This is a genomic window from Rhizobium sp. N621, assembly GCF_001664325.1.
Classification (GTDB): Bacteria; Pseudomonadota; Alphaproteobacteria; order Rhizobiales; family Rhizobiaceae; genus Rhizobium; species Rhizobium esperanzae.
Genome location: NZ_CP013495.1, coordinates 2161565 through 2186337, shown reverse-complemented (window position 1 = coordinate 2186337; position 24773 = coordinate 2161565). Strand labels below are relative to the sequence as shown.

Genomic DNA, 24773 nt, shown 5'->3' with positions numbered 1-24773 from the left:
GCACGGTCGAAAACCGGTGACAAGTCGCCATTGAAATATCAAAAAAGAGACAAATAGATAACAGCGCCATGGCTTCGGGGACTCAGGCGTCTACGCTCCGAAGGAACTCATTGGCCGCCCCACCCTCCGTCCTCCTCGGCTCAAGGCCGAGGAGGACGGAGAGTGCGGTTGGCCTTCTCGCCAACTCGCTCGCCTACAGAGGCATTTTCCGATGACGCATTTATCATGCATCACTCGTGCCGCAGCGCCTCGATCGGATTGAGCTGCGCTGCCCGTCTCGCCGGAAAATAGCCGAAGATCATGCCGATTGCCGCGGAGAAAAGAAAGGCGACGGCGACCATCATCGGGCTGAAGACGAAGGGCACTTTCAGGAAAGTCACCGCCACCAGGCCGAGGCTCAAGCCCAGCACGATGCCGGTGATGCCGCCGAAGAGCGAGAGCGCCACCGCCTCGACCAGAAACTGGGTCAGCACCTGGCTTTCGAGCGCGCCGATCGCCAGGCGAATGCCGATTTCGCGGGTCCGCTCGGTGACGGAGACCAGCATGATGTTCATGATGCCGATGCCGCCGACAAGCAGGCTGATGGCGGCGACGGCGCCGAGCAGGCCGGTGAGCAGCGTCGTCGTGCCGGTCATCGCCTCGGCGATCTGGGTCATGTCGTTGACGTTGAAATCGTCCTGCCGGCCGGGAATAATCTTGCGGCGTTCGCGCAGCAGATTTTCGACATCGGCCTGCACCTTGGCCGTGGGCACACCGTCGCGCGCCGAGATGATGATCTGCGGCACGTTGCTGTTGCCGCTGATGCGCCGCTGGAACACTTTGACCGGCATGATGACCACGTCGTCCTGATCGGTGCCCATGCCGGACTGGCCGCGCTTGGCAAGCACCCCGATGACTGGGCAGGAAACCTTGCCGACGCGGATCTGCTGGCCGATCGGATCGCCGGCGCCGAAGAGCTGCGAGCGAACCGTCTCGCCGATAATGCAGCGGGACTGGCCGCGCTCTTCGGCGGGGGTGAAAGTGCGGCCGAGCGCCAGGCTCCAGTCCTGCGCGGTGAAATAGTCGTTGGTAGTGCCCGAGACGCTGGTCGAATGGTTCTGGCCGCCAAATATCACCGTTGCCGTCGACTGGTTGAGCGGCGCCACCGCCCTCAAGCCGCCGATCTGGTCGCGGATGGCGGCGACATCCTTGACGCTGAAGCGCTTGGCCTCGGAACTCGCCCGGCCGGGGCCGAACTGGCCGGGACGGACGAACAGCATGTTGGTGCCGAGCCGCGACAGTTCGGTCGAAACCTGTGCCGTCGTGCCGTTGCCGATCGTCACCAGCGCGATGACGGCGGCAACGCCGATGACGACGCCGAGCACGGTGAGGAACGAACGCAGCATGTTGCGGCTGATGGCGCGCAGCGCGAGCTTCAGCGTCTCAAAGAACATGATCCGCCCTCCTCCGATGCTCCAGCTCCGTCTCGAGCTTGCCGTCGACGAAGCGCAGCAGCCGCCCGGCATAGGCGGCGATATCGGGCTCGTGCGTGACCATGACGATGGTGATGCCCTGCTCACGGTTCAGCCGCGTCATCAGATCCATGATCTCGACGCTGGTCTTGGTGTCGAGGTTGCCCGTCGGCTCGTCGGCGAGCAGCAGCGCCGGTTCAGTGACGATGGCGCGGGCGATGGCGACGCGCTGCTGCTGACCGCCGGACAGTTCTTGCGTCTTGTGGTGCTCACGCCCGGTGAGGCCGACCAGCGCTAGGGCCTCACGCGCCCGTTCACGCCGCTCGCGCACCGCCATGCCGCGATAGATCAATGGCAGCTCGACATTCTCGACCGCCGAGGTGCGCGACAACAGGTTGAAACCCTGGAAGACGAAGCCCAGCATGTGGCGGCGCAACAGCGTCAGATGGCTGCGGTCGAAGCCGCTGGTCGGAACGCCCTGGAAGATGTAATCGCCCGATGTCGGCACGTCGAGGCAGCCGAGAATGTTCATCGCCGTCGATTTGCCGGAGCCTGACGGCCCCATGATCGCGACGAACTCATGGGCATCGATCGCAAGATCGACATGGTCGAGCGCGCGGATCGCCGCCTCGCCCTCGCCGTAGATTTTCGAGACCTTCCTGAATTCGATCAGCGGCGGGTTTGTCATCCGTCTCTCCGCCTAATTCGTCCGCACCGTGGCGTCGGTCACCAATGCGTCATCTGCCTTGAGGTCGCCGGAGACCACCTGGGTGAACTGGCCGTCGGACGAACCGACCTGGATAATGACGGGCGCGGCGCGGCCGTTGCGCAGCACCCAGACGCGGCGCTGCGCTCCGGTCAGCATCTCACCGGAATTGCCGCCGCGCCGGCGTGGCGGCCCGAAGATCCCGAGAATGCCGCGTCCGCGCCGTTCCGCCTGCGGCGGGGCATAACGCAAGGCGGCGTTCGGCACCATCAGCGTATCCTTGACGGCCTCGACGGTGATGTCGGCGGTCGCGGTCATGCCAGGGCGCAGCAGCAGGTCGGCATTGTCGACCGAGAGCACCGCCTTATAGGTCACCACGTTGTTGACCACTTCGGAGGCGAAGCGGATCTGCTCGATCTCGGCGGGGAAGGACCGGTCGGGATAGGCATCGACGGTAAATTTCGCCTTCTGGCCGACGGCGATCTTGCCGACGTCGGCCTCGTCGACATCCACCTGCAGCTCCATCTTCTTGAGATCGCCGGCGATGGTGAAGAGAATTGGCGCCGAAAGCGAGGCGGCGACGGTGGCGCCCGGATTGACGGACCGGGTGAGAATCACGCCGTCGATCGGCGAAACGATCTTTGCCTTGGCGAGATTGACCTCGGCAAGCTGCAGGTCGGCCTCCGAGGCGAGAACCTCGGCTTCGTTGATCTGTTTGGCGGCGACGGCGGAATCATATTTGTAGGTGGCGTCGTCGAGACTCTGCTGGGTGGAGACATTGCTCCTGACCAGGCTCTTCAGCCGCTCGAGCGAGGTGCTTGCCGATTCGAGATCGGCATTGGCCTTGGCGACATTCGCCTTGGCCGAATTGACCTTGGCGCGCGAGCTCTTCACATCCGCTTCGAGCTTGTTGGTGTCGAGCAGCGCCAGCACGTCGCCTGCCTTGATCGTGCTGTTATAATCGACGTTGACGTCGCGGACGGTGCCGGAAAGTTCGCTCGATATGTCCACCTGCTCGGTCGGCTGCACCGAACCCGTGGCGGTGACGAGTACCGTCAGGTCGCCGCGTTTTGCCGGCTGGGTGGCGTAGCTCACTTCGCTTTCCCCCCGGCCAGCATAGAAGTATGCGGCACCCGCGGCGGCAGCGAGGATGATCAGCAGAATGAGCAGACGCCCGCGCCAGCGGCCTCGCTTGTTCTGCCTTGCCGACGCGGCAAGAACCGCTGCGAGGTCGGGCGTCGCGCCGGCCTTTGCTCCGGTTTCGTCGCCGCTTACGATTTTGTTCATGTCATCCTCGATCAGTCAGTGGCCGCATCGGCCTGCAATGAAATAATCACACCGCAGATGAACCGGGAATTAGCGTTGCCGCCGAACTGGCACGGAATTGCGGACAGGTGAAATGAAATATTGGTAAGAAAACTCAAGTTTCCGCACGGCGGAGCCTATCGCGCAAAATTCTGCAGTGCTTTCGCGCTCCCGACAGGCAGCAATTGCCGACGGTCAATCGGCATCCTCGGCATGTTGCCCGGCACCCGGCAGCGGATGCAGCCACAGTTCGCGCCGCTTGATCCAGACTTCATGGCTCGGCTCAAGATCCGTCGGCGGGCTATCGAGCGAGCCGAGGCGGATTTCCACCGCCGCCTCCTGAAGGCAGAAAAGCCTGCTGCCGCAGATGGGAGAGAAGCTGCGACCGGCGAAAGTGGCAATCTCGCCGCTATGGGAGAAAGCCGAGCGAGGCCAGAGCGCAAAGAAGACGAATGCGGAGCCGCTCGATTTGCGGCAATCGGCGCAGTGGCAGAGGCCGACGCCAAGCGGCTCGCCCTTCATTCGGTAGGCGACCGCTCCGCAAAGGCAGCCTCCGGTTCTGATGCTCATGGACTGCCGTCAGGAGTCGAGCTTGGTGGGGAGCCGCGGCGGGCGCCGCTTGGCCGCCATCAACAGGTCGAGCTCGGTGGCGGAGGGGCCAAATTTGTCATAGAGGCGCTTGGCCTCCTTGTCGTCCAACCGGTATTTTCTGGCAAATTCGCTCATGCTGTAGGGGCGGCCACGCAACACTCTTCGCGCCGGGGTCGCCGTTTTCGGTGCGTCGGTCATGGTTTTCTCCTTTCCTCAGCTTCCCTGTAAGTTAGAGCGGCCCATCTATTTGAAAAGAGTCGAGCGGCCTCGGCGGGGCCGTCAACCGGGACGGATGCGGCTGATTTTCCTGGAACCTTTTTGCCGAGAGACGGTTTTCGAAGCGAGGCTGCGGGCCGCGCCAAGCGGACGCGGCGGCGCTGGAGAACATCGGGATTTTTCCGCTTTCTCCCGATGGCCAACGAAATGGCAGGCGAGCTCCCTACCCGCCCGGTCCGCTTCCTCATCCCCATTCTCCGGTGAGATCACGAAATGTTAAAATGCGGAACGCATGCGCCTGGGCGAGGTTGTCAAGACGAGGTCGACGTGGCCTCAGTTCAAAACCAAGGAGAAACCAAATGGCAAACCAAGGTGGAACCCATGAACAGCACGTCAAGGCTGGGCAGCAGAGTCACAAGAACGACTCCAATACCCGCAGCGCCTCTTCAGGCAGCCGCGACGCGCAGTCCAGCGGAACCCGCGGCGGCAGCCATGAGCAGCATGTAAAGGCTGGTCAACAAAGTCACAAGAACAGCCACTAAAGCTGTCGCGACATGAAACTCGGCCCGCGCCCTCCATTCCGGCGCGGGCTTTTTGTTTCAAGACAGACGCCGGCCGTCCTCACCGAAGAGGTGGAGAACCTGGGGGTCCAGATGCAGCGGCAGGCTGTCGCCCGATTTCATCTTCTGCTGGCCCGCAAAAACGGCGATCAGCTTCTTGCCGGCGGCTTCGGTGTGGACGACGGTTTCAGAACCCAGCTCCTCGACAAGGGTGATCCGCGTGTCCAGCCTGGCTGCGGCGGCTGCATCGGCGAGGCTGATGTGCTGTGGCCGGATGCCGATACTGATCCTTTCGCCCACGGGGCCCGCCTCCTTGGCAATGACGGAAAGACGGTGGCCGCCGACGGTTTCGACTTGCGCGAAACCGTCCTCGTGACCGACGATCGAGGCTTCCAGAAAATTCATGTGCGGCGCGCCGATGAAACCGGCGACGAAGCGGTTGGCCGGCTCGTTGTAGAGTTCCAGCGGCGTTCCCACCTGCTCGATCCTGCCGCCTCTGAGCACGACGATGCGGTTTGCGAGGGTCATCGCCTCGACCTGATCATGGGTGACGTAGATCATCGTCGCCTTCAGGCGGGCGTGGAGCGCGGCGAGTTCGGCGCGCATGCTCACCCGTAGCTCGGCATCGAGATTGGAGAGCGGCTCGTCGAGCAGGAAGGCATCCGGCCGGCGGACGATGGCGCGGCCGATCGCGACGCGCTGGCGCTGGCCGCCGGAGAGCTGGCCCGGACGGCGCTGCAGAAACGGCTCGATCTCCAGCATGCGGGCGGCGTCAGCGATGCGTGCTTCGATCTCGGCCTTCGCCACCTTGGTGTTCTCCAAGCCGAAGGCAAGGTTTTCGCGTACGCTCATATGCGGATAAAGCGCATAGGACTGGAAGACCATGGCAAGGCCGCGGTCGGCCGCACCGATCGCGGTGACGTCCTTGCCGTCGATGGCGATACTGCCGCCTGTGGGCTTGTCGAGACCGGCGATCAGGCGCAGCAACGTCGATTTTCCGCACCCGGACGGGCCGACGAAAGCGACGAACTCGCCGTCATTGACCTCAAGCGAGACATCGCGGATGACCTCGACGGCGCCGAAATTCTTGACGATGTTCCTGAGCTCGAGTCCGCTCATGCGCTCTCCTGTTTCATATTATTTCAGCCCCGAGCCGGCGATACCAGTCGTGATGAAGCGCTGCAGGAAGACGAAGATCAGCACGACGGGGATCATCGAGACGACGGTCATGGCGAGAATATAGTGCCATTGCACATTGAGCTCGCCGGCATAGACGTTGAGCCCGACTTGCAGCGTGTAGAGTTCCTTGCGCGACAGCACGATCAGCGGCCAGAGGAAGTCGTTCCAGCGCCAGACGACCGAGAAGATCGCCAGCACCGCCAGCGCCGGGGCCGACAGCGGCAGGATGATGCGCCAGTAGATCTGCCATTCGCTGGCCTTGTCCATGCGTGCCGCATCGATCAGCTCGTCGGGGATCGTCAGCATATATTGGCGCAGCAGGAAGACGCCCGTCGGCGTGGCGACGGTCGGCAGGATGACGCCCCAGAGGCTGTCGAAGAGGTTCAAGCTGCCGATGACCGAATAGAGCGGCACGACGATCACCGAGAGCGGCACCATCAGCGTCGCCAGGATCATCAGCATGACGGCGGTGCGGCCGGGAAACTGGTATTTCGACAGCGCGAAAGCGGCCATCGAATTGACCAGCAGGGTGATGGCCGTCGCCACCACCGTCACGAAGACGGAGTTGCGCAGGAACAGGAAGAAGTCGAAGCGTTGGAACGGCTCGGTGTAGTTGTTGGTCGCGAATTCGACCTCACGCACCGGCGTGCGGTCCTTGATGTTGACCTTGACGATTTCGCCCGGCTGTTTCGGATCGACCATCTGGCCCATGATGCCGATGCGGCGGACTTCGGCGAGAACATGGGTGCTGCCATCCGGCATCGTCACATTATAGAGCGGCAAAGGCTTGTCGTAACCCGGCACCACGGCCTGCTCGGTGACATAGGGCAGGACGGACGGCGGGAACTCGGCAAGGGCGGCCGGTGTCTTGAACGAGGAGAAGACGAGCCAGATGGCCGGGCCGAACATCAGGATGACGCCGGAGATCAGCCAGATCCAGGTGACGACATCGGTCCAGTGCCAGCCGCGGCCGCGGCGGCGAAGCAGGAAGGTGGCGACGGCGCTCATAGACGTTTCCCCTTCTTCTCGTTGCGGCTGCTTGCGGCGAGCTGGACCAGCGTCAGGATGACGAGCACGATGCCCATCAGGATCGAGGCGGCCGATGCAAGGCCGGGATTGCGCAGCGAACTGGCAAAGCCGGTCTCGTAAATAAACTGGGTGATGTACATGGTGCTGGTGCCGGGCCCGCCGCCGGTGAGCACGAAAACCTCGTCGAAGATCTGCACGGCGCGGATCAGTGCCAGGACCAGGACGACGATGAGGTTCGGCATCAGCAGCGGCAGGGTGATCCGCCGGAAGATGCGGGTGGGGCTCGCCTTGTCCATCGCCGCCGCTTCGTAGAGATCCCTCGGGATCGCCTGCAGGCCGGCGAGCAGGATCAGCGCGTAAAAACCCATATGCGCCCAGACCGAGACGAAGACAGCGAAGAAGAAGGCCCAGAAACGATCGCTGAGCCAGGAGAAGGGTTCGAAGCCGAACGGGCTCAGCGCATAGTTCAACAGGCCCTCGCGCTGAAGGATCCACTTCCAGATCAGGCCGACGACCACGGGCGACAGCAGCACCGGAAAGAAGAAGACAGCGCGCCAGAAGCCGCGATTGGAAAGTTCGCGATTGAGGATCAACGCCGTTGCGAGCGCCGCGACCAGCATTGCCGAGACCTGGAAGACGACGAAGACGGCGGTGTTGCGCACGGCGGCCCAGAAGGTGTCGGCAGCACAAGTGGAGGGGTCGAGATAAGAGCGGCAATCGAAGAGGATGCGGTACTGCTCAGCGCCGACATAGCTCCTGTTCGGCAGGAAGATGGCGCCGCCGCTCGTCGTCGAATAGATGAAGTTGATGACCAGCGGCAGGAGCACGAAGATGGAAAAGATCAGCATGTTGGGCGCCAGGAAGACGCCCGCCATGCCGCTCAGCCCCGTCAGCTTCTGCCAGGCGCGCATCGGGATGTCGATCATCCCCATGACGAGCCTGACAGGCGCAAGGAGCGCCTGCCGCAGACCGGCTTTCGCCGGTGGTTCGGAAGAAACCGTCTTCTCCGCCATTCGTTCGTCCGTCAGTTGCCGCCAACCTTGGCCTTGATGTCCTCGTCGATGCGGGCGTAGGCGTCGTCGAGCTTCATTTCGCCGGCGATGACCTGGCTGATGCGGGCAACGATGGCGCTGTAATAGGCATCCGACCACTTCCAGCCCGGCAGCTTCATCGCAGGAGCGGCTGTCTGGCCGGCCGATTCGACGAAGGCCTTCAGCGCCGCCTTCACATGCGGATTATCGGTCTTGAAGTCCACCTGGCCGGCGGCCACACCCTTATGCGCGGGAATGAACAGGCTGCGCTCGGCAAATTCCTTCTGCACGTCGGCGCTTGCCAGGTAGTCCATCACCTTGGCGACGTCCTTCGGGTTCTTGGTGTACTTGACGGCGACGAGACCCGCACCGCCCTGCATGCCGGTGCAGGCGACCGTGCCGCAGGGGCTTCCGGCCATGATCCAGTCGAAACTGTCGCCGATCTTCTGCGCGAAGCCCGAAACCTGCCAGCTGCCCGAATAATAATAGGCGAGACCGCCATTGATGAAATCTTCGGCCGCAGCGCGATAGGTGCTGCCGGCAGCACTGACCCAGACGTCCTTGTTGACGGTGCCGTCCTCGTTCCATTTGACAAAGCGGCTGAGGAATTCCTTGGAGCCCTGATCGATGGGCGCCGGCTTGCCATCAGCGGCGATATAGTTGGCGCCATAGGAAATATTCGGGCCGGAGACGCGGTGGCCGGAGCGGTCGATCGCCATGGCGAAGACTTTCTGGCTGTCAGCGACCTTCCTGGCCGCCGCCGCCCAGTCATCCCAGGTTGCTTTCGGACCGGGAATTTCGACGCCGGCCTGCTCGAACAGCGTCTTGTTGACGAAGCCGCCGGTCAGCGTCAGCTGGGTCATGAAGCCGGTGATGGCGTTCGAACCATCGGGGCGCATCCAATCGGCCTGGGCGCCGAAATTCTCGTCCCAGTATTTCGCATCGGCGAGGAGCGGGCGAAGGTCGAGCCAATGCTGCGCCTGCGCCTTCAGATTGGTGACGCGGGCGATATCCGGTCCCTTCCCGGCTTCCAGCTGCACCGGCAGCTGTTCCTTGACAACGTCATAGGAGACTTCGTCGAGGATGACGTTGACATCGGGATTGGCCTTGGAGAAACGCGCCAGCAGATCCTTGATCACCTCGCCTTCGCCGCCGTCGGAATACCACATGATGCGCACGTCGCCGGCATGGGCGGCAACGGAACTCAAGAGAACCGCAGCAAAAGCCGCGCCGATCGATTTCATTCTGGTCATAGTCTCCTCCTCTTGACCGCTGAATTCCTGCGCCCGGCCGGGTCCTCCACCGGCCGAACAGTCGTCTACGAGGCAGCGCGCCGCCGCTGCCTGCCCGGTATCTCCAGATGTATCGCTTCTCCCCGCACCGACCAGTCCGAGGGTCTCAGAATACGGCCTTCGGCGCGCACGGTGCCGTCCTCTTCGAAGACGACCTGACCGTAATCGGGATCGACGATGATCAGTGCACCCTCATTGTCGCGGCGGGCTGTAAGCGTGGCGAAGCGCGCCCGCATGCCGTCGAGGCCGTCTTCGCGCCCGAGATCGGAGAGACGGACAATCCAGCGCCCCGTGCGGCCGGCCAGGCGCAACTCGACATCCGTCGCCGGCCCGTGTTTCACCGGTTCGAGCAGGCCGTTGCCGACCAGCATCGCAAGCCCATTGCCGGAGCGGGCGAGCGCCAGCTTGCCGTCGACCAGCTTCTCGTCGAAGGCTTCGAGCGGGAACCAGGCATGGGTGAAATCCGGCTGGCCCTCGTGGATGTCGAAATCGAGAATGGCGAGGTCACGATATTGATGCACGCGCGGCAGCGTTCCGCAGCCGCCCCAGAAGCTCGGCCGGCCGTAGCCGAACTGGATGGTTTCGCCGGGATGGTTGATCCAGATCTGCGCTTCCGGCCGCTCGCCCAAACGCAGATGCAGAACCGTCTCCCGATAACCCCAGGCGCCTGGGCGATAATGGGCGATGGTGCCGAGTGCGGTGTCGCGCGTCTTGTAGTGATAGAGGGCGGCGAAGCGGTTCTCGCCCTGGGAAAAGGTCCATTCCTGCGCGTCGTCGGACTGGTGCGCAGCGATGGCCGCGAGCTCTTGCCGAAAACGCAGACCATGATCGCGGATGCAGACGGCCAGCTGCGGCAGCGCGTGGACGCGGCGGCCGTACCAGCCGCGACCCCAGAGCAGCCGGGCGATGGCCGACAGCTCGACCGAGCGGCCGGGACGCAGCGTGTGTTCGTAGGAGCGGCCCTGGCTGCCGGTCAGCATGCCGTGATGGGACGAGCGGGCGACAATTTCCATCAGGCGGACGATGCTGGCGCTCGCCCGGGCGCGGATCGCCTCATCCGGGGCGCAGGCGGCGAGCGCCGTCAGACCCTTGAGGTCGATCGGAAAATAGGGAACGGAATTCCACTCGGCCATTTCCCAGCGCTCGAAATGATCGAGCCAGGCGCGGACGCGCTCTTCGCCAACCTTCATCTGCTCGGCGCCGGTGCGGCCGGAACGGACGAAGACGGCATCGAGGAACAGCCTGCCGCCGAGATAGGCGGCGGTGTGGAAGAGCAGCGCGTGGTTTTCCGAAAAATACCACTGAACGTCGTTGCCCGGCTCGTCCATCCAGTAGCGGTAATTGAGAACGGCACGCTCGATCCGCTGCCGCAGGGCTTGCGACAGCAGATCGCTCCAGCGCGTATAGGCAAACAACAGTGGAACCAGCACGAAATCAGCGCAATCGTGACATTCCTCGATGACCGGCAGCATGGCCGAAATCATCGCCTCGGTCTCCTCGCCGCCCTGCCCCAAAGCCAGGCGCGCGAAGGCGCAGACCGTATCGGGCTCGGAATGGGCGGCGACCTCGGCAAGCGCCTCGGCGACGCGATCCTCGAGCGCGGCGGGCGCCAGTCCCTGGCGCTGGGGATGGCAGATCTCGACGCCGAGCGTGCGGCTGATAGAAAATTCGCCTGCTTTGAACGTGATCCGGAAATGGCGGAAATCGGCGGGCATATCGGCCGAGGGGCCGAGTTCCAGCTTCGTTGCTCCCGCTTTCAGCGCGAATTCATAATCGAAGCGCTCGACCGACATGAAGTCGCCTTCGATCTCGACATCACAGCTCAACGCCACCGGCAGCGGCGCGGGAAACAGGATCGTCACGTCTTCGCCGAGATAGGCGGTGCGGTCGAAGCGCATGCCTTCGAGGATTGCTTCCAGCCCGTCCGCGTCACCGGCCGCGATGGGGACAGGCACCGATGTTTCGACCTCCGGCCCATCGAGATAATCCAGCTGGAAATAGAAGCGGGCGTCGCGCTCGGCGAGATCGTCGAAATAGATGCGGATCTCGTTGAGGCCCGCCGTCAACTCCACTTCGAAGGTCTGCTGGGCTTCCAGATTGCGCACGTAAGGCGCCATGAAACCCTGCTCGCGGCCGTTGACGAAGAGGATGGCGCCGCCGCAGGTCGACAGGCGCAACGTGGCGGAACCAGCGGCGCGAGCGTCGAGAACGGTGCGCGCCCAGCAGCCGATGCGCGTCGGGCGAAACCAGAATCCGGAGAGATCGACGCGCGGCGATGAAAAGGGAAGCCACCAGCGGACGGCCTCGAATTCGGCAGCCGGCTGCGGCCGCCGTCCGGAGAAGGATGCCTTGAATTCGGTGCGGCAGGGATATTCATGCGGGATGAAATTCTTCGTCTTGGTGACGAAGAAAAACGGATCCATGTTGCCTTCCATCGGCCGGTCGGCAACGTCGTAGCGCGCCTGTGAGAGCGAGCCGAGCTGCCAGTAGACGATCGGACTCTGTTTCGCGGTCTTGCGGCGGAGATAGGACTGCTCGGCGGCCATGCTTCAGCCCGCTTGAGCTTTAACACGCCGGGCAAAATGCCGACGCATGGACTTGCCGTCAAACCGCATCTTCAAAGCCTCCCTGCTCTGCCGCCTGTCGCTGACACGTCAATTGTGCATAGCCATTCCGTTTGCGCAATCTGAAAGATTTTTGCATACTTCAAGAGGGAGCGAGGAGATGTGATGGCCGCGGAGCAGAAAAAAGGCAGGCGCACACGCCTCGACGACATCGCCGCCCGCTGCGGCGTTTCGATCAGCACAGTGTCGCGGGCGCTGGCCGGCGAAAAGGGCGTCAGGCCCGAGATCCGCAAGCTGGTGCTGGAAACGGCGAGCGCTGTCAGTTACGCGCTACCGGCGAGCGTCGCCGGCAAGAAGGTCATGCTCGTCGCCTCCGGCGCGGCGATGATCGACTACGTCCGCAACCAGTTCACGCTCCACGTGCTCGAAGGATTGAACGCGCGCGCGTCCGCCCTCGGCATCGAGATGGCGATGCGCCCGGTCGCCGACAAGGCCGATGAAGCCCGCGTCATCGACGAGATGCGCAATGATGCAAGTTTCGGCGGCATGCTGATCCTGACGGTCGACGAGGAGGACATGCTGGCGGCCGCCGCCGATCTCGGAAAGCCCGTCGTGCTCGTCAACAGCGACGATCCCTATATGCGGCTTTCGAGTGTGACGCCCTGCAACCGCTCGGCCGCCTTCATCGCCGCCGAGCGCTTGATCGAGGCCGGGCATCAACGCATCCTGTTCATGCTGCGGCCGGGACGGCGGACGATCGAGCGGCGCCTGGAGGGGTGGCGCGACGCGCTGCAGCATCATGGGCTGACGGCCGATGCCGACCTGGTGCTCGAGGTCGAAGACTGGTTGCCGGAACTCGGCGCCGAGGCGATCACCCGTCTCGTCGGCGACAAGGGTCTTTGCTTCACCGCCGTTCTGACGGCAGGCGACAGTCTCGCCAACGGCGCCGTGCGCGGATTGCAGGCGATGGGTTATGCAGTGCCGCAGGATGTCTCCGTCATGGGCATAGACGACCTGCCGCAATCGGCCTTTCTCAATCCGCCTCTGTCGACGGTGCACATCCCGATGCGCGAACTCGGCGCCACCGCGCTCGACCTGTTGCGCGACATGATGCTCGGCCTTGCCTTGCCGCGCCGCCGTGTCGAGCTTGCCTGCCATGTCGTCGAAAGAGGCAGCGTCGCAGCCGTCCGCCATCCGGTTGCCATGGATCACATCAAGCCAATCGCATGAGGTTATGCCGATCATGAAATTCCTGGCGATATCCGGAAGCGCCCGCAGAGCCTCGACCAATACGGCCATGCTATATGCCCTCCAGTCGGCTGCCGGGCCGGCGCATACGCTCTCGGTCTATGATCGTATTGGCGAGCTCCCGGTCTTCTCGCCCGATCTCGAACTTCCCGAGCCTCCTTCCGAAGTGGCGGCTCTTGCAAAGGCGATCGCGGATGCGGATGGACTGATCCTGGCGAGCCCCGAATATATCAGGTCAATCCCCGGCGGGCTGAAGAACGCCATCGACTGGCTCGTCTCCCGCAACGAAGTGATCGGCAAACCGATCGTGCTTGTGCACGCGTCGCATCGCGGCGACGACATGCTGCAGCAGCTTCGCAGCGTTCTTGCCACGCTGAGCGAGCGCTTCAACGAGCAGCTCTTTCTTCGCCTCCATCTGATGAAGCTTTCCCCGGAAGAAATTGCCGAGCATCTTTCCGCGCCCCGGCATCAGGAGGAGATGCGCGATTTCCTCGAGGCTTTCGCACGCTATTGCAGTGCAGCCTGAGGCTCGGCTGCGCAACGACCCCGTCAAGCCTCCATGAAGCTCGCCTCGAACAGCTCCTGCGCATAGGCATCATGCGTCGTGCCGGCCTGCAGATCCGCCTTTGTGAGTTCGTCGACGAAGCCGCCGTTCTTCATGATCAGCACCCGGTCGCACATATGGGCAATGACCGCGAGATCGTGACTGACGAGCAGATAGGTCAGCCCCTTCTCCTCACGCTGATCGGCAAGCAGGTTGAGGATTTCGGCCTGGACGGAGACATCGAGCGCCGAGGTGGGCTCGTCGAGCAGCAGGATCGGCGGCGACAGGATCAGCGCCCGGGCGATCGCCACGCGCTGCCGCTGGCCGCCGGAAAGTTCGTGCGGAAAACGGTTGGCGAAGCTTGCCGGCAGGCCAACCTGGATCAACGCCCTTTCCACCTTCGGCCAGATGTCTGAATGGCGCATGGCGCGCAGCGGCTCGGCGAGCGCGGTGCCGATGCGGTGGCGCGGATGCAGGGATCCGTAGGGATCCTGAAAAACCATCTGGGCTGAGGTCAGTTCCTCGCGGGAGCGCTTCTTGCCGATCGGCCTTCCGCGAAGCTCGATCTGGCCGGTCCAACCGGCCTCCATGCCGGCGAGGCAGCGCAGCACCGTCGATTTGCCGCAGCCGGATTCGCCGACGATGCCGAGGGTCTCACCCTGGCCCACCTGAAAACTGATGCTCCTGACGACATGATTGCTTGATTTGCCGGAGGAAAAGACGACGTCGAGGTCACGGACATTGATCATTGCGCCGTCTCCAGATCGAGTTTCGCCCGGTCGAGAACGGCAAGCCGGCGAACCGGGTGCTTCGGGTCGGGCAGCGCCGCGATCAGCCCGCGCGTATAGGGATGGCGAGCCTCTTCGAGACTGGTCAGCGTTTCGACGATGCGGCCGGCATACATGACGATGATGCGCTCGCAGAAGGCTGCCACCATGCGGATGTCGTGGCTGATCAGGAGCAGGCCCGAATTGTTCTCGCGCACCAGTTCGTCGAGCAGCAGCAGCACGTCCTTGCGGACGCTGACATCGAGCGCCGAGGTCGGCTCGTCGGCAATGACAAGCTTCGGCCGGGCCAGCAGCATCATGGCGATCATCACGCGCTGGCCCATGCCGCCCGATATTTGGTGAGGATAAAGCGCCATAACCCGGTCGGGATCGCTGATGCGCACGCGCTCCAGCATGGCGCGGGCTGCATCCAACGCCTGGCTCTTGCCAAGACCGAGGTGAAGGCGTGCGGCTTCGGCGATCTGTTTGCCGATCGAGAGCACCGGGTTCAGCGAATAGCGCGGATCCTGCATGATCAGCGCGATATCCTTGCCGCGAAGCGCGCCCATCTGGCGCTCGCTCTTCGACAGCAACGGATCGCCACCGAGATCCAGACGTTCGGCGATGACGACCGCGGCCGGCGGCAGCAGACGCATGATGGCGCGACCGGTCGTCGACTTGCCGGAACCGGATTCTCCGACGATGCCGACCCGTTCGCGCCCGACATCGAAACTGACATTAGAGACGGCGGGCACGGCCCCTCGCCCAAAGCGAACGCTCAAGTTCTTGACGGACAGAACGGGCTGCAAATCATGATCTTTCATTTCAAGATCTGGCATGGCGGGGATCCAGAATGTCGCGCAGAGCATCTCCGGCGATGTTGAAGGCAAGGCTGGTCAGCAGGATGGCGATACCGGGCATGACGGCGACCCACCAGTAATCGAGCATGAATTTGCGGCCGTTGGAAATCATCGCGCCCCATTCCGGTGCCGGCGGCTGGGCGCCGAGGCCGAGGAAGCCGAGCGAGGCCGCCGTCAGGATGATGCCCGCCATGTTGAGCGTCAGGCGCACGATGACCGACGGCACGCACATCGGCGCGATATAGAGAAGAAGAATGCGGATCGGCGAGGCGCCGTAAAGGCGGGCGGCGACGACATAGTCGGCATTTCTGACGACCAGCGCCTCGGCGCGCGCGAGCCTGGCGATCGGCGGCCATGCCGTCAGTGAGATGGCGATGATGGCCGTCGTCAGGCCGGCGCCGAGTGCTGCCGCAAAGGCGAGCGCCAGGATCAGCGACGGGAAGGACAGAACGATATCGGTGGCCCGCATCAAGAGCGCGTCGGTGCGCCCGCCGAAGAAACCCGCGACCACGCCGATCAACAGGCCGATCGGCCCGACGATCAGGGAGATCGACAGCACGGTCTGAATGGTGATGCGCGTGCCGAAGATCAGACGACTCAGAATGTCGCGACCGAATTCGTCGGTGCCGGCCCAATGTGCGAGGCTCGGCGGCTGCAGGGCGTCGCCAAGCGATTGGATGACCGGGTCATAAGGCGCAAGTAACGGCGCGAAGATCGCAATCAGGCAAAGCAGGCCGAGGATGACGAAGCCGGCAAGGCCGAGCGGCTCGGCAGCCAGCTTGCGGCCGGCACGGGCAAACGACGCCGCCATGCGGTTCGGCACGCTCGGAGGACGGATCTGAATCTCGCCGCGGATAACATTGCTCATCGGGCTGTGGTTCATCGCGCCACCTCCCGCATGCGCGGATCAAATATGGCGTAGGCGACGTCGGCGAGGAAGTTCAACAGCATGAAAATGAAACCCACAATGATGGTGCCGGCCACGATGGCGTTCATGTCGCCGATCATCAGCGCATTCGTCATGTATTGGCCGATGCCCGGCCAGGAAAAGACGATCTCAGTCACGACGGCGCCTTCGAGCAATCCGCCGTAGGAAATGGCCAGGATGGTGATCAGCTGCACGGCGATGTTCGGCAGGACGTGGCGCCAGATCGTGCCGAAGGGGCTTACACCCTTGGCGCGGGCCGCAATGACGTAATCCTGGCTCAACTGCTCGAGTGTGAAGCTGCGGGTCATGCGGGTGATGTAGGCCATCGCGGCATAGGCGAGAATGATGGCAGGAAGGATGATATGGCCGAGGGCATTCCAGAAGATTTCCGTCTCGCCCTGCAGGAGGCTGTCGACCAGCAGCAGCCCGGTCTGCGGGGTGACGAGGCCTTCGTAAAACACATCGATCCTGCCTGGCCCGCCGACCCAGTTCAGGCCGGCATAGAAGATGACGAGGCCGACGATGCCGAACCAGAAAACCGGGATCGAATGACCGACGAGGGCAACCACGCGGGCGACCTTGTCGATCAGGCTATCGCGAAACAGCGCTGCGACCAGGCCGAGCGGGACGCCGACGAAGGTCGAAATGATCACGGCCAGCGTGGCCAGTTCGAAGGTCGCCGGAAAGGCCTGAGCGAGATCGGAAGAGACGGGGTTGCCGGTGAGCACGGCCGTGCCGAAATCACCATGGGCGAGCCCGTTCAGATAAAGGAAGAACTGCTGATAGATTGGCAGATCGAGCCCCAGACGCGTCCGCATCGCGGCATAGGCGGCGGGATCGGCGAGTTCGCCGACGATCGCGCCGACGGGATCCGTGGGCAGGACGCGGCCGATCACGAAGGTGACGCAGAGGAGAATGAACAGGCTGACGAGCAGATGCGCCAGGCGTCGGCCGAATTCGGCTACAGAGAGTTCCTTCATGATCGGCTGCCTCGGGAGTATTACTGGGCTTCAGACTTGGTGACGTTCTCAAGACGCGTCAGCTGGGTCGGATGCCCTACATATCCCTGCACCTTGCTCGACAGGACGATCGGCTCGAAGCGTTCGAACATAGGCAGCACCGCAGGCTTCTGTTCGACGAACATCTTCTGCATCTCGACGTAGAGCTCGCCGCGCTTCTTGGCGTCCGGCTCCATCGATGCCTTGGCCGTCAGCGCCGTCAGCTCCGGGATGTCCCAGGCCGAGCGCCAGACGAAGTTGCCGGCATTGTTGGCTTCTTTCGAGTTGTCGGGGTTGGACGAGAACTGCTCCATCGAGCCGAGCACGTTCGGCATGTAGGCGCTGGTCTGCGGGATCAGCAGATCGAAGTCCCTGGCGCGATGGGCGGCGATGATTTCCGAGCCGTTGCCCTGCTGGATGTCGATCTTGATGCCGACCTGGGCGAGCGACGCCTGGATGGCCGTGGCAAGATCGATGCGCGGCGTCTGCGCGATCGTCTTCAGCGTCAGCGAGAAGCCGTCCTTGAACCCTGCTTCGGCCAACAGCTGCTTGGACTTTTCGACGTCGAGATGCCAGTCGGGATTCGGGATCGCAGATTCGAAATTCTCCGGAACCGGAACGTTTCTCGCCCGCCCGTAGGGACCCATGATCGTCTTCTCGATGCCCTTGTAGTCGATGCCATAGGCAATGGCCTCACGCACCTTCGGGTTGGACAGGTACTGGTTGCCGGCATTCATCGACAGCACGTAAAAGCCGCCTGTGGGAATGCGCTGGATGGTAAAGCCCTGCTTGTCCTTGAAGGTCGCGAGGTCGGCTGCGGTCATGGCGCTGGCGATATCAATGTCGCCGCGTTCGAGCATCAGCCGCTCGACCTGGCTTTCAGGCACATGGCGGACGATGACGCGCTTCATCTTCGGAGCGCCGGTGACATAATCCTTGTTGGCGTCGAGGATCACAAGCTCGTTCGGGGACCAGCGATTCAGGGTGAACGGACCGGAGCCGGCCGAATGCGTACGCATCCAGGCATTGCCGTAATCGTTGTCAGCGACATGCTTTTCGACTTCGACGCTGTCGACGACGCTGGTGGTCGAGGTCGTCAGCCGGTAGAGCAGCATCTCGGCGGTCACCTGGCCGGAAAAATCGATGCGCACCGTCTTGTCATCGACTGCGGTCACGAGCTTGTCGACATTGTTCTTGTCATAACCGACGCGCTTGAGGTTCGCCGCAGCAGCTTGGTCGAGCTTCAGAAGCCGCCCGATGGAATAGACGACGTCCTTCGCTGTTACCGGATTGCCGGAGGCGAAATTGGCCTGGCGCAGCGTGAAGGTGATGCCCTTGTCATCGACCTTCCAGCTTTCGGCCAGCTGCGGCACGATCTTGCCATCCGGCGTGCTGTTGACCAGACGGTCGTAGAGGTTCGACATGATCTCGACCGCCTTACCCTCGGTCGCTTGATGCGGATCGAGCGACAGGACCTGCGCCAGCGATGTCCCGATCACCAGCTGATCCCTAGGGGTGGCGGCGTGCGAGAGCGGCGCAGCGATCGTCAGAGCGCCGATGACGGCGCCGACGAACAGGCCTTTCGAAAAATGCTTCATTGTAACTCCTCCCTGGATTACTATAAGAGACATATTATGTCGTCCGTATGTCGTATTATGATTTATCGAAGTCCGATTTGATTTGCAAGACCCGTGCGGAAGACGTGAGGCAAAGGAACTGGGGAAACGAGAATGACGACACTTGGCCGTGGTCGGCAAAGACTGGCGCAGCAGGTCATCGATCAATTGCGCGCGCAAATCGAGACGGGGAAATTGCGCGTCGGCGACCAGCTGCCGACCGAGCCTCAGCTCGAATCAACCTTCGGCGTCAGCCGCACCGTGGTGCGCGAGGCGATTGCGGATCTGAGGGCTGCGGGTTTTGTCCGGCCGATCCAGGGCAAAGGCGTATTCGTCGCGGATCCGAAGGTTCATTCGGTCATGTCGCTGACGCCGGTGGAAATTAAAAGCATTCCGGAAACCCTTGAGTTACTGGAGTTTCGCATGGCGACCGAGGGTGAAGCGGCAGCGATTGCCGCCTATCGCCGCACGGCCGAGCAGGAAGCGGCAATCCGCGAGGCCAACCGCCGAATGGCGCAACTGATCGAAAGCGGACAGCAGACGGTCGAGGCCGATTATGCCTTTCACATGGCGATCGCCGCCGCCACCAACAACCGGTTCTATGTCGATGTTCTCCGTCATTTCGGCCCGCGCGCCATTCCCCGCGGGCAGTTTCCGACGCTGCCGGAGGCCAATGACCGCGAGTATCTGCAGAAGGTCTATGCCGAGCATGTGGAAATCCTATCGGCAATCGCCGATCAGGATCCCGATCGTGCCCGCCAGGCGATGCGCGCGCATCTGATGGCGAGCCAACGTCGCTATCGGATGCTCGCCGAACAGCAATAGGGCTCGACACTCTCAAAAATTCATATTATGTCATATGACATTGTTGAATTTGGAGAGGGTCTCTGATGTATCTTGGAACACAGGTGGCGGCGCGCGACGATGACGATTATCGGATCTTCGCGCAATTGGGGGTGAAGCATATCAGCGCCGATCCGCCGGGACAGCCGAGCAGCTGGACGCTTGCCGACATTGAACGCCATCGCGACAAGGTCGAGAGCTTCGGCCTGATCCTCGACATGATCCAGCTGCCCCTGCCCTCGCAGCCGATCGAGAAGGCTTCCTATCCCGACATCCTGCTTGCCGGGCCTGAGCGTGACCGGCAGATCGACGCGGTTTGCCAGATGATCGAGGATGTCGCGGCGGCCGGCATTCCGGCTGTGAAATACAATCTCAACCTGATCGGCATTCCGCGCACGCCTGATGAACCCGGACGCGGCGGCTCGCTGAACGCCAGCTTCCGCTGGGAGAAGACCGATCAGCAGGCAGCCCCCGGCCTTGCCGGCGTGCTCTCCGAGGACGAAAACTGGGAACGGATCGATTATTTCCTCGAACGCGTCGTGCCGGTCGCCGAAAGCAATCGCATCAGGCTCGCCTGCCATCCGCACGACCCCTATACGCCGCCCGGCTATCGCGGCGTCACGCGCGTGCTCGGCACGGTGGAAGGGCTGAAGAAATTCGTGCAGATGCGCGAGAACCCCTATCACGGCCTCAATTTCTGCCAGGGCTCGGTCGGTGAGATGCTCGAAAATCCACGCGAAGAGATCGACGACATCATTCGCTGGTTCGGAGAGCGCAACAAGATCTTCAACGTCCACTTCCGCAACATTCGCGGCGGCAAGCTCTCCTTCATGGAGACCTTCCCGGACGAGGGCGACATGGACATGGTCCGCTCGGCCAGGATCTACAAGGAAGTCGGCTACAAATACATGCTGATGCCCGACCATGTGCCGACCGTCAGCGGCCAGGATCCGTCCGCCACCGCATTTGCCTTCTGCTACGGCTACATCGCGGCACTTCTGCAAGTGCTCGAGAACGCCTGACACGATTTTCAACACGTAAGGAATAGGACTTGATGATGAATCCGATTGAATTGAAGAAGGCCGTCGGCAGTGGCCTGCTCTCGTTTCCGGTCACCCATTTCGACGACCAGCTGAAATTCGACGAGGCGAAATATCGCCGTCATGTCGAGTGGCTTGCCGGTTATGACGCCGCCGCGCTGTTTGCCGCTGGCGGCACCGGGGAGTTCTTCTCCCTCAATCCGTCCGAAATCCCTCAGGTCGTGCGCGCCGCCAAGGCCTCAGCCGGCAATACGCCGATCATCTCGGGAACCGGCTACGGCACGTCGCTTGCCATCGAGATCGCACAAGCGGCCGAAAAGGCGGGCGCGGACGGATTGCTGCTCCTGCCGCCCTATCTGATGTTTGCCGAACAGGCCGGATTGATCGCCCATGTCAAGGCGGTTTGCCAATCGGTCGGTATCGGCGTCATCGTCTATAATCGCGACAACGCAATCCTGACCGCCGACAGCATCGCGCGCCTTGCGGAGGAATGCCCGAATCTGATCGGCTTCAAGGACGGCGTCGGCGATGTCGACAAGGTCATCGAGATCACCACGCGGCTTGGCGACCGCCTCGTCTATGTCGGCGGCATGCCGACCCACGAGGTCTACGCGCAAGCCTATTTCGCCGCCGGCGTGACCACCTATTCCTCCGCCGTGTTCAACTTCGTCCCCGCCCTCGCCCAGCGCTTTTACGGCGCCTTGCGCACCGGTGACCAGGCGACCGTCGACGAAATCCTGAAGGGCTTCTTCTTCCCCTTCGTCGCGCTGCGCAACCGCAAGAAAGGCTATGCCGTCTCGATCATCAAGGCGGGGCTCCGGGTGCTCGGCCAGAATCCCGGCCCCGTGCGGCCGCCCCTGACGGATCTCACCCAGGAAGAGCTCGCGCTGCTCGATAAAATCGTGCAGGCCAACGGCATTTCGCAGATCGCGGCGGAATAGCGCAAGCGGCTGATCGAGGCAAGTCCGCGATCAGCCGCTCGCCGCCAGCGTCGCGAGCGCCTGCTGGCGGTCGAGCGATCCGATCTGTCTGCCGCCAGCGTCGAGAACCGGCAAAGCGCCGGCGCCAGAGACAAGCTCCGGCGCGATCTCGGAAATCGTCGAACCGGCGCTTACTCCGAAGCCGCCATTCTGCCCCTGTGCCGGGCTCATCAGCGAGGACACCCGCACCACGCGGGCCGGCGGCACCTTGGCGACGAAGCGGCGGACATAATCGGTCGCCGGCCGCGTCACCAGTTCTTCGGGCGTTCCGATCTGGACAATGCGCCCGCCTTCCATGATGGCGATCCGGTCGGCGAGCCGAATGGCCTCGTCCAGATCATGGGTGACGAAAACAACGGTGCGTGTCTGGGTCCGCTGCAGCCGCAGCACCTCCGCCTGCAGATCGGCACGGATAAGCGGATCGAGCGCCGAAAACGGCTCGTCCAGAAACCAGAATTCCGGATTGGTGGTGAGCGAGCGGGCGATGCCGACGCGCTGCTGCTGGCCGCCGGAAAGTTCGGCGGGAAAGCGGGCCTCTCGCCCCGCCAGTCCCACGGTGTCGATCAGCTCCCGCGCCCGCGCCTCGGCCTTGGCGCGCGGCATTCCCTGGACCTCCAGGGGGAAGGCGATGTTGCCGAGAACGGTGCGATTGGGCAGCAGCGCAAAATGCTGGAACACCATGCCCATTCGGCGGCGGCGGATATCGACCAGCGCCTTGTCGCTCAGCTTCAGAATATTCTCTCCATCATAGTGAACCTCACCTTCGGTGGGTTCGATCAGTCGGGTGAGGCAGCGAAGAAGCGTCGACTTTCCCGAGCCGGAAAGGCCCATGATGACGAAGACCTCGCCGCGCGCGATCCGGAAGGTCGCATCCTGCACCGCGCCCACGACCTTGGCGGCGGCCAAAGCTTCCGGCGTGCGGGCGGAGGCGGGACGCTGGCCAAAAGAGGCGGCATCCGCCCCGAAGACTTTCCAGACGCCGCTCGCTTCGAGCGCAACAGGCGCCGTCCGGCCCGGTGCATGGTGATAGGCATCAGACATGGATATCTCCTTCACGCCCGGCAGCACGCGCGGCTCCGGATTTCAACAGCGCATCGGCGATCAGCGCGATGCAGGCGACGCAGAGACCGGCGACGATGCCGGGCCCGGTTTGTCCGCGGGCGAGCGCCGTATAGACCTCCTGCCCCAGCTCCCGCGTGCCAACGAGAGCGGCGATGACAAGCATCGACAAGGCCATCATCACTGTCTGGTTGACGCCGAGAATAAGCGTCGGCAAGGCGGATGGGAGGCTGATGAAGCGAAAAGTCTGCCATGGCGTGCAGCCCGACATCAGCCCGGCCTCGATGCGTTCATGCGGCACATGCGCCATTCCCGCCATGCCATAACGCACGGCCGGCGCTATGGCGTAAGAGGCAATGGCGATCAGCGCCGAAAAGTCGCCGTTGCGGAACAGCATGACGGCCGGCAGCAGGTAGACCAGGGTCGGCAGGGTCTGCAGCGTATCGAGCGCCAACTGCACCGGCCCGTGCAGCCTCGGATGCCCCGCAACCCAGATTCCGAGCGGCAGACCGATGGCAAGGGCGATGGCGACGGAGAGAACCGTCAGGTAGACCGATGACATCGCCGCCTGCCAATAGCCGGTGACGACGATGAAAAGGATCAGCAGCACGACGAGTGCGGCGGTGCGCAGACCGCCCAGCGCGTAAGCCGCCACAGCCAGCAGGAGAACAACAACGCTCCATGGTGCCGATTGAAGCAGATCGCGGAACGGGTTCATCACGCCGAGCAGCATGGCGGTGCGCACGGCTTCCAGCGGCCCATAGAAGGTCTGGTTGATGAAACTCACGGCGGCGTTCCAGAAAGGTGCCGTCGTCAACGTCCAGCCGGCCGGCCAGGCGGCAAGCGCCGGCACCGCCAAGCTGACGACCGTCGGCACAGCAAGCAGCGACAGGGCGACAACGGTATCGCGGCGGCGCCAAAGCCTGTGGCGGCCCGTCGACTGGTTGCGGGCGGCGGCCTGCGTCAGCCGGTCGAGTACGACAGCCAGCGCAACGATCCCCATACCCGCCTCGAAGCCGGCGCCGAAATCGAGCCGGCGCAGCGCGCGCAGCACGTCGTAGCCGAGGCCGCCGGCGCCGATCATCGAGGCGATGATCACCATGTTCAGCGTCATCATCACCACCTGATTGAGGCCGATCGCAAGTTGCGGCATCGCCACCGGCAATTCGACCTTCCAAAGGGTCTGCCGGCGGCTGCATCCCGTCATCCGCGCCAGTTCGAGCGTTTCCGAAGGCACGGAGCGCAACGCCAGCACGGTGGCATGCACCATGGGCGGCAGCGCATAGACCACGGTGGCAAACAGGGCCGCACTCGGTCCGTAGCCGAACAGAAGCAGCGTCGGCAGCAGATAGGAAAAGATCGGCACGGTCTGCATGATATTCATGACCGCCCGCAAACCGGCCTCCGCGCCCGGCGAACGATAGGCCCAGATGCCCATCGCCAGTCCCAAGGCAAGGCCGGTGACCACGCACAACAGGACGGAGGCGAGCGTGATCATCGCCGAGACCCAGAGGCCGAAGACAACGAGATAGGCGCCCGCCGCCAGCGTCAGGATTGCCAGGGAACGTCCTGAGATCCGCAAGGCGACAAGTGCGGTCACCAAAATCACGCCGACCCAGCTCAAGGGCGGAGCAATATGCACCTTGTTGAAGCCCGCGCCTTTCACCCAGCCGTCGACCAGCAGCATCTTCAGCCACAGGATCGGCGTCTCGGCGATTGCGGCAAGGGCCCGGGTGGCGTCGGCGATCTTCACCTCTCCGATCGCCGCGTCACGCGCGAACCAGTTCAGTCCGCGGCCGACGTAATCCGACAGCGGCAGAACCGCCCAATCGGGCAAATGCACCAGTGGTCCGGGGAGAAAGAACGCCGCAGCCATGATCGCAAGAGGCACGGCGACATAGGCCCAATTGCTGCGCCAAAGCGTCATCTCCCTGCTGTGTGCGAGGCTATGGGTCATCTCGTCCTC

General features: G+C 63.1%; 23 protein-coding genes. 6 read left to right on the top strand and 17 right to left on the bottom strand.

What is annotated here, in order from left to right; all coding sequences use genetic code 11:
- Window positions 1-230: 230 nt before the first annotated feature.
- The 5 genes from AMK00_RS10650 to AMK00_RS10630 form a co-directional block, all read right to left on the bottom strand.
- Entirely contained in the window at window positions 231-1433 is a 1203-nt protein-coding gene (locus tag AMK00_RS10650; RefSeq protein WP_064810369.1) for an ABC transporter permease, read from the bottom strand.
- A complete protein-coding gene (locus tag AMK00_RS10645) occupies window positions 1423-2139 on the bottom strand; it encodes an ABC transporter ATP-binding protein (protein WP_064810368.1) in 717 nt (238 codons plus the stop codon). Before AMK00_RS10645 ends, AMK00_RS10650 begins: the two co-directional genes overlap by 11 nt.
- A gap of 12 nt (window positions 2140-2151) precedes the next feature.
- A complete protein-coding gene (locus tag AMK00_RS10640; protein ID WP_064810367.1) occupies window positions 2152-3444 on the bottom strand; it encodes an efflux RND transporter periplasmic adaptor subunit in 1293 nt (430 codons plus the stop codon).
- Window positions 3445-3657: 213 nt separating this feature from the next.
- Window positions 3658-4032 carry a GFA family protein gene (locus AMK00_RS10635; protein WP_064810366.1) on the bottom strand — a complete coding sequence of 125 codons (375 nt, stop codon included), beginning with the start codon at window positions 4030-4032 and terminating at the stop codon, window positions 3658-3660.
- A gap of 9 nt (window positions 4033-4041) precedes the next feature.
- Window positions 4042-4251 carry a hypothetical protein gene (locus tag AMK00_RS10630; protein ID WP_064708964.1) on the bottom strand — a complete coding sequence of 70 codons (210 nt, stop codon included), beginning with the start codon at window positions 4249-4251 and terminating at the stop codon, window positions 4042-4044.
- Between the two features lie 377 nt (window positions 4252-4628).
- Between AMK00_RS10630 and AMK00_RS10625 the strand changes: the two genes are divergently transcribed.
- Window positions 4629-4811 carry a hypothetical protein gene (locus tag AMK00_RS10625; protein ID WP_064810365.1) on the top strand — a complete coding sequence of 61 codons (183 nt, stop codon included), beginning with the start codon at window positions 4629-4631 and terminating at the stop codon, window positions 4809-4811.
- 57 nt (window positions 4812-4868) lie between these two features.
- Here AMK00_RS10625 and AMK00_RS10620 read toward each other — a convergent pair whose 3' ends face one another.
- From AMK00_RS10620 to AMK00_RS10600, 5 genes are all read right to left on the bottom strand, one after another.
- Window positions 4869-5948, bottom strand: a complete 1080-nt coding sequence (locus tag AMK00_RS10620; RefSeq protein WP_064810364.1) for an ABC transporter ATP-binding protein — start codon at window positions 5946-5948, stop codon at window positions 4869-4871.
- A gap of 18 nt (window positions 5949-5966) precedes the next feature.
- Window positions 5967-7016, bottom strand: a complete 1050-nt coding sequence (locus tag AMK00_RS10615) for a carbohydrate ABC transporter permease (protein WP_064810363.1) — start codon at window positions 7014-7016, stop codon at window positions 5967-5969.
- Complete coding sequence (locus tag AMK00_RS10610) at window positions 7013-8050, bottom strand: carbohydrate ABC transporter permease (RefSeq protein WP_064810362.1); 1038 nt, start codon at window positions 8048-8050, stop codon at window positions 7013-7015. Before AMK00_RS10610 ends, AMK00_RS10615 begins: the two co-directional genes overlap by 4 nt.
- 11 nt (window positions 8051-8061) lie before the next feature.
- The gene (locus tag AMK00_RS10605) at window positions 8062-9321 is read right to left on the bottom strand and encodes an ABC transporter substrate-binding protein (RefSeq protein WP_064802514.1); all 1260 of its coding nucleotides are present in this window, start codon (window positions 9319-9321) and stop codon (window positions 8062-8064) included.
- Between the two features lie 65 nt (window positions 9322-9386).
- On the bottom strand, window positions 9387-11906 hold the full coding sequence (locus AMK00_RS10600) for a hypothetical protein (protein ID WP_064810361.1): 2520 nt from the start codon (window positions 11904-11906) through the stop codon (window positions 9387-9389).
- A 183-nt stretch (window positions 11907-12089) separates the two neighbouring features.
- On the opposite strand from AMK00_RS10600, the gene AMK00_RS10595 reads away from it, so the two are divergent.
- Together AMK00_RS10595 and AMK00_RS10590 are read left to right on the top strand one after the other, a co-directional pair.
- A complete protein-coding gene (locus tag AMK00_RS10595) occupies window positions 12090-13154 on the top strand; it encodes a LacI family DNA-binding transcriptional regulator (RefSeq protein WP_064810360.1) in 1065 nt (354 codons plus the stop codon).
- Between the two features lie 13 nt (window positions 13155-13167).
- Window positions 13168-13698 (top strand): NADPH-dependent FMN reductase, encoded by a 531-nt coding sequence (locus tag AMK00_RS10590; RefSeq protein ID WP_064811692.1) that lies wholly within the window; start codon window positions 13168-13170, stop codon window positions 13696-13698.
- Window positions 13699-13721: 23 nt separating this feature from the next.
- Here AMK00_RS10590 and AMK00_RS10585 read toward each other — a convergent pair whose 3' ends face one another.
- The 5 genes from AMK00_RS10585 to AMK00_RS10565 are packed head-to-tail and all read right to left on the bottom strand — an operon-like array spanning window position 13722 to window position 18867.
- On the bottom strand, window positions 13722-14465 hold the full coding sequence (locus AMK00_RS10585) for an ABC transporter ATP-binding protein (protein WP_064810359.1): 744 nt from the start codon (window positions 14463-14465) through the stop codon (window positions 13722-13724).
- Complete coding sequence (locus AMK00_RS10580; protein WP_064811691.1) at window positions 14462-15307, bottom strand: ABC transporter ATP-binding protein; 846 nt, start codon at window positions 15305-15307, stop codon at window positions 14462-14464. The genes AMK00_RS10585 and AMK00_RS10580 overlap by 4 nt, the downstream gene beginning before the upstream one ends.
- A gap of 1 nt (window position 15308) precedes the next feature.
- The gene (locus AMK00_RS10575) at window positions 15309-16211 is read right to left on the bottom strand and encodes an ABC transporter permease (RefSeq protein WP_064811690.1); all 903 of its coding nucleotides are present in this window, start codon (window positions 16209-16211) and stop codon (window positions 15309-15311) included.
- Between the two features lie 11 nt (window positions 16212-16222).
- Entirely contained in the window at window positions 16223-17251 is a 1029-nt protein-coding gene (locus AMK00_RS10570; RefSeq protein WP_064810358.1) for an ABC transporter permease, read from the bottom strand.
- A gap of 20 nt (window positions 17252-17271) precedes the next feature.
- A complete protein-coding gene (locus AMK00_RS10565; protein ID WP_064810357.1) occupies window positions 17272-18867 on the bottom strand; it encodes an ABC transporter substrate-binding protein in 1596 nt (531 codons plus the stop codon).
- Window positions 18868-18999: 132 nt separating this feature from the next.
- On the opposite strand from AMK00_RS10565, the gene AMK00_RS10560 reads away from it, so the two are divergent.
- From AMK00_RS10560 to kdgD, 3 genes are all read left to right on the top strand, one after another.
- The gene (locus AMK00_RS10560) at window positions 19000-19710 is read left to right on the top strand and encodes a FadR/GntR family transcriptional regulator (RefSeq protein ID WP_064802503.1); all 711 of its coding nucleotides are present in this window, start codon (window positions 19000-19002) and stop codon (window positions 19708-19710) included.
- A gap of 65 nt (window positions 19711-19775) precedes the next feature.
- Window positions 19776-20750: a mannonate dehydratase gene (locus AMK00_RS10555; RefSeq protein ID WP_064810356.1), complete on the top strand. Its 975-nt coding sequence runs from the start codon at window positions 19776-19778 to the stop codon at window positions 20748-20750.
- A 32-nt stretch (window positions 20751-20782) separates the two neighbouring features.
- Window positions 20783-21709: a 5-dehydro-4-deoxyglucarate dehydratase gene (kdgD, locus tag AMK00_RS10550; RefSeq protein ID WP_064802499.1), complete on the top strand. Its 927-nt coding sequence runs from the start codon at window positions 20783-20785 to the stop codon at window positions 21707-21709.
- Between the two features lie 30 nt (window positions 21710-21739).
- On the opposite strand, the gene AMK00_RS10545 is transcribed toward kdgD, so the two are convergent.
- Window positions 21740-22789, bottom strand: coding sequence for a quaternary amine ABC transporter ATP-binding protein (locus AMK00_RS10545; RefSeq protein WP_064802497.1), 1050 nt, complete (start codon window positions 22787-22789; stop codon window positions 21740-21742).
- A complete protein-coding gene (locus tag AMK00_RS10540; protein ID WP_064810355.1) occupies window positions 22782-24764 on the bottom strand; it encodes an ABC transporter permease in 1983 nt (660 codons plus the stop codon). The genes AMK00_RS10545 and AMK00_RS10540 overlap by 8 nt, the downstream gene beginning before the upstream one ends.
- Window positions 24765-24773 lie beyond the last annotated feature (9 nt).

Excerpts from the sequence above, each read along its gene's own strand:
- AMK00_RS10575 (WP_064811690.1), bottom strand. The coding sequence starts at position 16,211 with ATGAGCAATGTTATCCGCGGCGAGATTCAGATCCGTCCTCCGAGCGTG.
- AMK00_RS10555 (WP_064810356.1), top strand. The coding sequence starts at position 19,776 with ATGTATCTTGGAACACAGGTGGCGGCGCGCGACGATGACGATTATCGG.
- AMK00_RS10560 (WP_064802503.1), top strand. The coding sequence starts at position 19,000 with ATGACGACACTTGGCCGTGGTCGGCAAAGACTGGCGCAGCAGGTCATC.
- AMK00_RS10595 (WP_064810360.1), top strand. The coding sequence starts at position 12,090 with ATGGCCGCGGAGCAGAAAAAAGGCAGGCGCACACGCCTCGACGACATC.
- AMK00_RS10585 (WP_064810359.1), bottom strand. The coding sequence starts at position 14,465 with ATGATCAATGTCCGTGACCTCGACGTCGTCTTTTCCTCCGGCAAATCA.
- AMK00_RS10625 (WP_064810365.1), top strand. The coding sequence starts at position 4,629 with ATGGCAAACCAAGGTGGAACCCATGAACAGCACGTCAAGGCTGGGCAG.
- AMK00_RS10610 (WP_064810362.1), bottom strand. The coding sequence starts at position 8,050 with ATGGCGGAGAAGACGGTTTCTTCCGAACCACCGGCGAAAGCCGGTCTG.
- AMK00_RS10635 (WP_064810366.1), bottom strand. The coding sequence starts at position 4,032 with ATGAGCATCAGAACCGGAGGCTGCCTTTGCGGAGCGGTCGCCTACCGA.
- AMK00_RS10570 (WP_064810358.1), bottom strand. The coding sequence starts at position 17,251 with ATGAAGGAACTCTCTGTAGCCGAATTCGGCCGACGCCTGGCGCATCTG.
- AMK00_RS10630 (WP_064708964.1), bottom strand. The coding sequence starts at position 4,251 with ATGACCGACGCACCGAAAACGGCGACCCCGGCGCGAAGAGTGTTGCGT.
- AMK00_RS10605 (WP_064802514.1), bottom strand. The coding sequence starts at position 9,321 with ATGACCAGAATGAAATCGATCGGCGCGGCTTTTGCTGCGGTTCTCTTG.
- AMK00_RS10545 (WP_064802497.1), bottom strand. The coding sequence starts at position 22,789 with ATGTCTGATGCCTATCACCATGCACCGGGCCGGACGGCGCCTGTTGCG.
- AMK00_RS10565 (WP_064810357.1), bottom strand. The coding sequence starts at position 18,867 with ATGAAGCATTTTTCGAAAGGCCTGTTCGTCGGCGCCGTCATCGGCGCT.
- AMK00_RS10650 (WP_064810369.1), bottom strand. The coding sequence starts at position 1,433 with ATGTTCTTTGAGACGCTGAAGCTCGCGCTGCGCGCCATCAGCCGCAAC.
- AMK00_RS10620 (WP_064810364.1), bottom strand. The coding sequence starts at position 5,948 with ATGAGCGGACTCGAGCTCAGGAACATCGTCAAGAATTTCGGCGCCGTC.
- AMK00_RS10600 (WP_064810361.1), bottom strand. The coding sequence starts at position 11,906 with ATGGCCGCCGAGCAGTCCTATCTCCGCCGCAAGACCGCGAAACAGAGT.
- AMK00_RS10590 (WP_064811692.1), top strand. The coding sequence starts at position 13,168 with ATGAAATTCCTGGCGATATCCGGAAGCGCCCGCAGAGCCTCGACCAAT.
- AMK00_RS10580 (WP_064811691.1), bottom strand. The coding sequence starts at position 15,307 with ATGAAAGATCATGATTTGCAGCCCGTTCTGTCCGTCAAGAACTTGAGC.
- AMK00_RS10540 (WP_064810355.1), bottom strand. The coding sequence starts at position 24,764 with ATGACCCATAGCCTCGCACACAGCAGGGAGATGACGCTTTGGCGCAGC.
- AMK00_RS10640 (WP_064810367.1), bottom strand. The coding sequence starts at position 3,444 with ATGAACAAAATCGTAAGCGGCGACGAAACCGGAGCAAAGGCCGGCGCG.
- AMK00_RS10615 (WP_064810363.1), bottom strand. The coding sequence starts at position 7,016 with ATGAGCGCCGTCGCCACCTTCCTGCTTCGCCGCCGCGGCCGCGGCTGG.
- AMK00_RS10645 (WP_064810368.1), bottom strand. The coding sequence starts at position 2,139 with ATGACAAACCCGCCGCTGATCGAATTCAGGAAGGTCTCGAAAATCTAC.
- kdgD (WP_064802499.1), top strand. The coding sequence starts at position 20,783 with ATGATGAATCCGATTGAATTGAAGAAGGCCGTCGGCAGTGGCCTGCTC.